6 protein-coding genes and 4 pseudogenes are annotated in these 7,205 nt (G+C 45.3%); 3 read left to right on the forward strand and 7 right to left on the reverse strand.

Annotated elements, in window-relative coordinates; translation table 11 throughout:
- Nucleotides 1–52: 52 nt before the first annotated feature.
- Nucleotides 53–725 (forward strand): annotated as a pseudogene (locus tag ACFFAP_RS33515) (transposase); the annotation flags it as partial.
- Nucleotides 726–799: 74 nt separating this feature from the next.
- Here the strand turns inward: ACFFAP_RS33515 and ACFFAP_RS33520 are convergent.
- The 7 genes and pseudogenes from ACFFAP_RS33520 to ACFFAP_RS33550 form a co-directional block, all read right to left on the reverse strand.
- Nucleotides 800–974: pseudogene (locus ACFFAP_RS33520) on the reverse strand (IS5/IS1182 family transposase); the annotation flags it as partial.
- Between the two features lie 149 nt (nt 975–1,123).
- Nucleotides 1,124–1,330, reverse strand: a complete 207-nt coding sequence (locus ACFFAP_RS33525) for a hypothetical protein (protein ID WP_375515262.1) — start codon at nt 1,328–1,330, stop codon at nt 1,124–1,126.
- A gap of 121 nt (nt 1,331–1,451) precedes the next feature.
- A pseudogene (locus ACFFAP_RS33530) lies at nt 1,452–2,372 on the reverse strand (LLM class flavin-dependent oxidoreductase); the annotation flags it as partial.
- A gap of 63 nt (nt 2,373–2,435) precedes the next feature.
- Entirely contained in the window at nt 2,436–2,642 is a 207-nt protein-coding gene (locus tag ACFFAP_RS33535) for a hypothetical protein (protein ID WP_375515263.1), read from the reverse strand.
- A gap of 102 nt (nt 2,643–2,744) precedes the next feature.
- Complete coding sequence (locus ACFFAP_RS33540; RefSeq protein WP_375515264.1) at nt 2,745–3,983, reverse strand: acyl-CoA dehydrogenase family protein; 1,239 nt, start codon at nt 3,981–3,983, stop codon at nt 2,745–2,747.
- A gap of 95 nt (nt 3,984–4,078) precedes the next feature.
- Nucleotides 4,079–5,425: an LLM class flavin-dependent oxidoreductase gene (locus ACFFAP_RS33545; RefSeq protein ID WP_375515265.1), complete on the reverse strand. Its 1,347-nt coding sequence runs from the start codon at nt 5,423–5,425 to the stop codon at nt 4,079–4,081.
- Nucleotides 5,426–5,444: 19 nt separating this feature from the next.
- Nucleotides 5,445–6,137, reverse strand: a pseudogene (locus ACFFAP_RS33550) (MetQ/NlpA family ABC transporter substrate-binding protein).
- Nucleotides 6,138–6,195: 58 nt separating this feature from the next.
- Between ACFFAP_RS33550 and ACFFAP_RS33555 the strand changes: the two are divergent.
- The gene (locus ACFFAP_RS33555) at nt 6,196–6,831 is read left to right on the forward strand and encodes an LLM class flavin-dependent oxidoreductase (RefSeq protein WP_375515266.1); all 636 of its coding nucleotides are present in this window, start codon (nt 6,196–6,198) and stop codon (nt 6,829–6,831) included.
- 73 nt (nt 6,832–6,904) lie between these two features.
- Nucleotides 6,905–7,090 (forward strand): transposase, encoded by a 186-nt coding sequence (locus tag ACFFAP_RS33560; protein WP_375515267.1) that lies wholly within the window; start codon nt 6,905–6,907, stop codon nt 7,088–7,090.
- Nucleotides 7,091–7,205: the final 115 nt, after the last annotated feature.

Consider the following 7,205-nt stretch of genomic DNA (forward strand, 5'->3'; position numbering starts at 1 on the left):
TTCAATCAGACCTCCTCTTTTTTCTTTGATTTCGACTATTTAGTCTAAACTCCAGCAAGTTAACTTGCACATAATTTCAAAACTTCGCTACGATTCAGCATTATATATACCTTATCAACACCCTGACCCCAATAAACGCTCACGTCGTAAATACGGAGATAAAATTGACTACGATAACATACCTAACAAGTATTTATGTAAAAGTACCATTGATGAGGATATTCAAACTGATATTTATCAAGCGACTTTACTTCATAAAGAATTTGCCCAGGCTCTGAATGTAGTTATTTTGGTCAAAATCAATCTTAAAACTAATGTCCGCAGTCATGTAATTCTATTCTCTAGTGACTTGAAATTATCATTTGAGAAAATAATCGACTACTATAAACTCCGTTTCCAAATCGAGTTTAACTTTCGTGATGCTAAACAGTTTTGGGGTCTGGAAGATTTTATGAATCTAAGCCAAACTGCGGTGACTAATGCTGCTAAAACACGCATTTTTTATGGTCAATTTATCCCATCATCTCCTCTCGGATTTTCGTCAACATAATCCCGGTTCTGGCATTATTGACCTGAAAGCTTATTATCGTGGCTTTCGATATGTCCGTGAAATGTTAAAAATGCTTAGGGAAAAGCCTGAGCCTATTTTATTAACCCAGATTTTTGCCAAGCTTACTGCTTTAGGTCGTATTCATCCCGTTTCTACAGGCGTTGAACCCTCGTAAATTGGCAATGGTATTGGAGAGTGTTTGACCCGTTTGAGAACTTGTTTACCCCCCTACGGGAGGCTAACGCGAACACGCTCACTCACATTGGCTGCTGTTACTAAGACCCGCAAGACTAACCCCAAAGTATCAACTGTCAGAAATCGCTTGCGTCATGCAAATTTTCTTGCCCGCATCAAAGCCCACGGATTGACTAACCATTGCCGCACTCTTAACGCTTTGACTGTGAATGATTCCTTCTGATGCACTTTGATGGCTCTCCTGCAAGGGAATGCCGACCCAATACCAAAAAGATAATTTTGATGCAATGCTATGATTATTTTTGGAAGCGCAAGGGCATCCCTTACCCGAACACTTTAAAACCAAATCTTCGAGCGCATTGAGTAGGTTTTTAAATATCAATCCAATGAGCGTACAGTATTGATGATCGCACCCAGCACTTTATGCACTTGGGGAAAATCTAGCAAGTTTTCGGGGCCTGTCATCACTAGCAACAAGCCCAAAGGTAAGCCTAATACTATTGCAACCAGGGTAGATATACTTACCATGTAAAAAGTTTCACTAGTGGCTTGCAACAAGCTTTGTAGTAATTCTTGTCCTTGCATTGATGCACCTCGCAAAGTTGAAAACAGGGCGGAATACCAATTCGTAATTCGTAATTAAGAAGGTCAAATTTTGAATGTGTTGCCCGATTTTAGAGAATTGGTATTAGCTGGGTTGGAGAACTTAGAATCTAAGTCCAGCCTGTTTGAGTAGTGGTAAAACGCGCTTACCGAAGAAATCGAGATCCGGCTCAAAATCATAGAAGGCAAGCTGGAAACCATCGACACCAGCTTTATTGAGTTGCAAAATTTGCTCGGTGATTTGTTCGGGTGAACCGATTAACTGCACATTACCGCCGATCGCACTGCCAACACCATTACGCAGATTTCCCTTCTGATGTCCCCTCCAGGCGTGTGCATCGCTGCTAACACCTGAACGTCCAGTAATTGACTGATAATCCGCATGGTCGATTATCGCCTGAGCATATTCTTCTGCCTCTTTTTCAGTTTCACGCACGACAAGAAGCGGATTTAGGAGAGTGCGGACAAGTCTACTATTAGCGATCGCCGATTGTTTCACACGGGCTGTATGGGCGGGTAACGACGACAAGGCGCTTTCTATGTCACCACCAGCCGAACTGGTGATAAATACGATATCAGAATGGCGACCCGCAAACTCGATGCCAGCATCCGAGCCAGTGGCGTTAACTAGGATGGGACGACCATAAAGCGGGCGGGGGCTGATGTAAGCATCCTTAAACTGCCAAGAATTTTGACTTTTGTAAGAAAAATTCTCTGTTTCCGACCAAAGTCGTTTGAGGACGGTGACAAATTCATCAGCAAGTTCATAGCGGCGATCGTGTTCGATTTGGCTCCAGCCGAACAGTTCATGCTCATAAGCTCGGTGTCCAGTGACAACGTTAATTCCCCAGCGACCTTTAGAAATGTGGTCAAGTGTCGCACCAAATTTAGCCAGATGAATAGGATGCCAAGGCCCGTAGAGGACGTGAATTGTTGAGATTAATAGAATGCGTGAGGTAATGGCAGCAAGGGAGGCAGTAGCGATGAAGGCATCTAAACCTGCTTCTGTCCAAGTTGGCCCTTGTCCGCCCTTCGGCTGCCAGGTAGAATAGCCAAAAACAAGGTCAAAACCTAACTCCTCAGCCTTTTAAGTCAGTTTGGCATTGTAATCAAACGACCAGTCTGTAGTGCGCGGTAGATTAGAAGAACTCCAACCACCGTGATGAATCGGTAAAAACAGCCCTAGCAGTACTGGCTGCCGGAGAGCTTGGGATAATGGGCTTTGGGGATAGTCTGTTGGAGAGGCGATCGCCTCTTTACTTGCTCTTAAAAAAGTAGTATCAATTGCACTCATAGTTCCTCTCAACGGTTTCGGTTGGCTGCGAGATCCCCGACTTCTGAATAAATACTCATAAAGTGGTTTCCCGCATGTTAGAAGTCAGGGATCTGAACAAAATTAGAAGAATCCTCGTTGCGGCAATGGTGTACCGTTGATCTCGTAGTCCCCGATCGCACGAGCCTTAAAGTGATTTGGGTTGTGTGAGGATAAGGTACGGGCGTTGCGCCAATGACGATCAAAGTTGGAGCTTTTCTTTGTTGTAGAAGCCCCACCAACTTCAAACAGCAAGGTGGCCGAACGTAGTGCTAGATCATCAACAATCAATTTGGCTTTGGCTGCACTCAAAGAAGCTACCAGCGCAGCAGCAGTTTCCGATTCCTCTCCCTGGGCTTGGGCAGCAGGGAGGCGATCGAGACCATCAGCTGCCGCCAAGACGATCGCTTCGGCCGCAAAGGCATTGGCGGCAATCTGCCCGACAGTCTGTTGCAAGATTGGGTCTTCTGAGGCTTGCTCGGATACAGCATGGTAGAAAGTCCGGGGCCGGGTACGGACGAGGGCTGTTGCATCGCGTAGAACGCTGCGAATAATGCCAGCATTAATTGCTGTTAAAAATAATTGCGGGACGATGTTGTATGGCAGGTTGTCTTTGTCTGTGTCTGTCTCAAAAATTACTTCATCCGCCTCTACACGGACATTTTTAAATGTTGTCGTTCCAGTGCCTGTAAGCCTTTGACCGAATCCGTCCCAGTCATCCACAAGGTGAATCCCCTCGCGGTTGGTAGGAATGAGTACAAATGCTTTCGTGTCATCGGGTACTAACACACGCACGAAAATCAAGTCTGCGTAAAGGCTGCCAGTGCTGTAATACTTAGTACCATTCAGCCGATAGCCGTCGCCATCAAGTGTTAATTTTGTATTCACGACTTGGCCGCCACCAGATCGCTTGGTTTCCAGTTCAGTTGTAGCGAGTCCAATAATTGCACCATCAATGACTGCCTTGAGCCAGCGACGATTCCTTGGGGTGCGCTCAGAACGCAAAATTCGCTCCGTCACAGAGAAATGATTCCGTATAATGTGAGCGACATTTGGATCAGCATCCCCCAGCCGAATCACGACCTCGAATAGTTCGCGTGCGGTGCTACCACCACCACCTTCGGCAACGGGGATTCGCAATGCACCCAACCTGGAACGCCGGATCAATTCAACTACATTATAAGGAAGGATGCGATCGCGATCGCGCTCACTTGCTCCCAGAGCAATGAAATCGAACAAAGCTTGCAGTTCGGGAGATTTGGCTGTGACAGGAGCCGAGAACTGGAAAGTAGAATCTATAACTTTTTCTTCAATTTGAGTCATTGTTTTTCTCTCTATTTTGGGAATAAGGGATTGGAGACTGGGGATTGGGAAAAGAGATTTTTATCAGATTGTTGTGTGATAAATCACATAAGTGTCTAGCTGACGGAAGCAGTTGTGGTCTGGAAGAAGCGGTTGGCGGGGCGCGTCAGTCCCAGATTTTCGCGTAGCGTCTTGCCCTCATAGTCGTGGCGGAAGATCCCACGCCGTTGGAGTTCTGGCACAACCTTGTCTACAAAGTCATTCAGCCCTTCAGGAAGAAAAGGGAACATGATGTTGAAGCCGTCAGACCCTTCCTCTGTCAGCCATTGCTCCATATCATCAGCGATCGTTTGGGGCGTGCCGACGAAAGCCAGCCCGCCGTAACTGCCGATGCGTTGAGCTAACTGTCGAATGGTCAGGTTCTCGCGTTGCGCTAAGGCTATTACTCTTTCTCGTGAAGAGTGACCAGCGTTATTTGGTGGGATTTCTGGCAAGGGGCCATCTGGATCAAAACCCGAAACATCGTAGCCAAGCGCACTATTAAGGCTGGCGATCCCACTGTCATAATGTACTAGGCTGTCCAAATGAAGACGCTTGGCATGTGCCTCGGCGACGGTTTCCCCCACGATGACTAAAGCACCTGGAAGGATTTTTATGCTGTCTGGGTCACGTCCAATCGCCTGCGCCCGTCCCTTAATGTCTGCAAACAAAGCTTTTCCAGCTTCCAGATTACCAGCAGGTGCAAACACAGCCTCGGCGGTTTCGGCAGCTAATTGCCGTCCGGCTTCGGATGCGCCTGCCTGAACGATTACCGGCCAGCCTTGGACAGGTCTGGCGATGTTCAATGGCCCTCGCACCGAGAGATATTTTGCCTTATGATTCAGAACGTGAAGCTTTGCAGGGTCAAAATAAATCCCTGCTTCCACGTCCCGAATAAACGCATCGTCAGCGAAGGAATCCCAAAGACCCGTGACAACATCATAAAATTCTCTAGCCCGCCGATAGCGTTCATCATGCTCTATCTCTTCTTCTAATCCAAAGTTGAGCGCTGCGTCTGGATTGGCTGTGGTGACGATGTTCCAGCCAGCGCGACCGCCACTAATATGGTCGAGAGACGCAAAGCGGCGAGCGATGTGGTAAGGCTGGTCATAGGTCGTGGAAGCGGTAGCTACCAGCCCAATGTGTTCGGTGACGCTAGCAAGGGCAGAAAGCAGGGTAAAAGGCTCGAAAGAGGTGACAGTATGGCTGCGCTTCAGTGCGTTGATTGGCATATTCAGCACCGCTAAGTGGTCAGCCATGAAGAATGCATCGAACTTGCCCTGCTCTAATTTCTGGATGAATCGTTTCAGTGCTGGGAAGTTAAAATTAGCGTCAGGTAAAGCCCCAGGATAGCGCCAAGCGCCTGTATGTATGCTTACCGGGCGCATAAAAGCACCTAGTTTTAATTGCTTCGATTTGCTCATCAGTCCTCCGTATCAAAATTTAAAATACAGGGGCGATCATCCCCTTGAAGTAGTTATTGATATAGTCCTTCAATTTGGGATCGACAACCAATTGATTTAGTTTTTGGATGTTGGGATCATTTGCTTTTGATTGTACAGTTGCTAGACCCACCGCATAATTTTTGTTAACTATGCCAATCTTGTCTAACACAATAGGGTTTAGACATACCTTTGCTTGCACAATAAAGGATGCAGATGTCACAGCGAAATCTAGATCGTCCAACGCTCTAATAATAGCGTAATTGTCTAATTCCTTAATTTGGATATTTTTGGGATGCTTAATGATATCTTTGATGTTGTAATACTCCCCTGACTTTTCTTGTTAATTGATTAAATCTATGTGTTTGAGGAATTTCAAAATGCAATCTTGATTGCTATCATCATTAGAAATAGCAATTGTTACCCCTATAGGAATCTTATTGAGTCATTTGATCTTTAATCGTTTTGAATAGAGTTCGGTTATGGTGGTATAACTGCGATTCAACATGACAAAATCCGTGTTAAGTCTTTTAGCCGTTTGTTTCATAAACGGTTCATGCTGGAAAAAGTTAGCATCTTCCCCACTCTTAAAAGTATCGTTAATTTTTACTGAATCAGCGATAGTCACTTCTTTTGCGGCAATCAATGTACTGTATAACGATAGATTTATAGTAGTATGGTATGAGATTTGCATAGGTGAGGATAAAAAACAAGATATATCTCCCCAGTCACCATTTAATTTGGAGGTAAAAATGTCAGAACCACGCTATGGTATTTGGGCCCCTGTTGGAGGTAACTTTGGCCCTCTCAATACGCCAGATGAACCGATTGATGCTAGTTATGAACGCACGCGATCGCTAGTATTAGAAGCAGAGCGTTTAGGATATGTCACCACTTTAGTCGCACAACACCTTGCCAATCCCCGTAGTCTAGATTTAGAACAGTTGAAAACTTGGACAGCTTGTGCTGCATTGGCTGAAGCTACGGAAAGTATAGAAATTATTGCCGCGATTAAACCTTTATTATTTCATCCAGCCGTTCTAGCCAAGATGGCCCTGGGAATTGATGCAATAAGTGTTGGACGTTTTGCCATAAACCTAATTAGTGCTTGGTTTCGCCCAGAAATGGAGCGTACTAATATCCCCTTCCCTCCTCATGATGAACGTTATCGCTATTCTGGTGAATGGTTGCAGGTTGTTAGAGCTTTGTGGAGCGGTGAGAGGGTGAACTTTGAGGGTGAATATTTCAAAATCCAAGATTTGAGCCTTCGACCCTTCTCTGTTGCTCAACCCTATCCTCGTATCTATTTGGGAGGAGCATCAGATACAGCACAGATTTTACCCGGATTTCTCACAAACTCGGAAAAAAATGGGGGTAAAAACTGTTAAAATGTATAGGTGGCATGCATTTAAGCAGTTTTAAAGGATAATTCAACCAGCAAGGCGATCAATACCAAAACAGTTGAAATTTGAACAGCCAAAATCACCCCCAATCGTAGTAAACTTCACTGGGGGGCAGGTAACATCCGATGCTGGTTTAGGGTTAATTGCGGAACTAGACCGAAAATTGCAAATAACATCACGATTAGCTCTATGTTTCCAAACACAAAAATACGCTCTGGCGCGGGGAAATGGAAAATCGCTTTAAAGAGCAACAACTTGAACTTTTTAGTGATCGAACCAGTACACACACATTTGTGGGCAATCACAGGACTTACGCATTGACAGGAAGTTGAGCATGTGCATTAAAACCCACCTTTTGT

The organism is uncultured Nostoc sp. (genome assembly GCF_964245575.1).
Lineage (GTDB): Bacteria > Cyanobacteriota > Cyanobacteriia > Cyanobacteriales > Nostocaceae > Nostoc.

What these genes read in the sequence shown, in the direction of transcription:
- ACFFAP_RS33540 (WP_375515264.1), bottom strand. Translation starts at nt 3,983, where the DNA reads ATGACTCAAATTGAAGAAAAAGTTATAGATTCTACTTTCCAGTTCTCG.
- ACFFAP_RS33535 (WP_375515263.1), bottom strand. Translation starts at nt 2,642, where the DNA reads ATGAGTGCAATTGATACTACTTTTTTAAGAGCAAGTAAAGAGGCGATC.
- ACFFAP_RS33525 (WP_375515262.1), bottom strand. Translation starts at nt 1,330, where the DNA reads ATGCAAGGACAAGAATTACTACAAAGCTTGTTGCAAGCCACTAGTGAA.
- ACFFAP_RS33545 (WP_375515265.1), bottom strand. Translation starts at nt 5,425, where the DNA reads ATGAGCAAATCGAAGCAATTAAAACTAGGTGCTTTTATGCGCCCGGTA.
- ACFFAP_RS33555 (WP_375515266.1), top strand. Translation starts at nt 6,196, where the DNA reads ATGTCAGAACCACGCTATGGTATTTGGGCCCCTGTTGGAGGTAACTTT.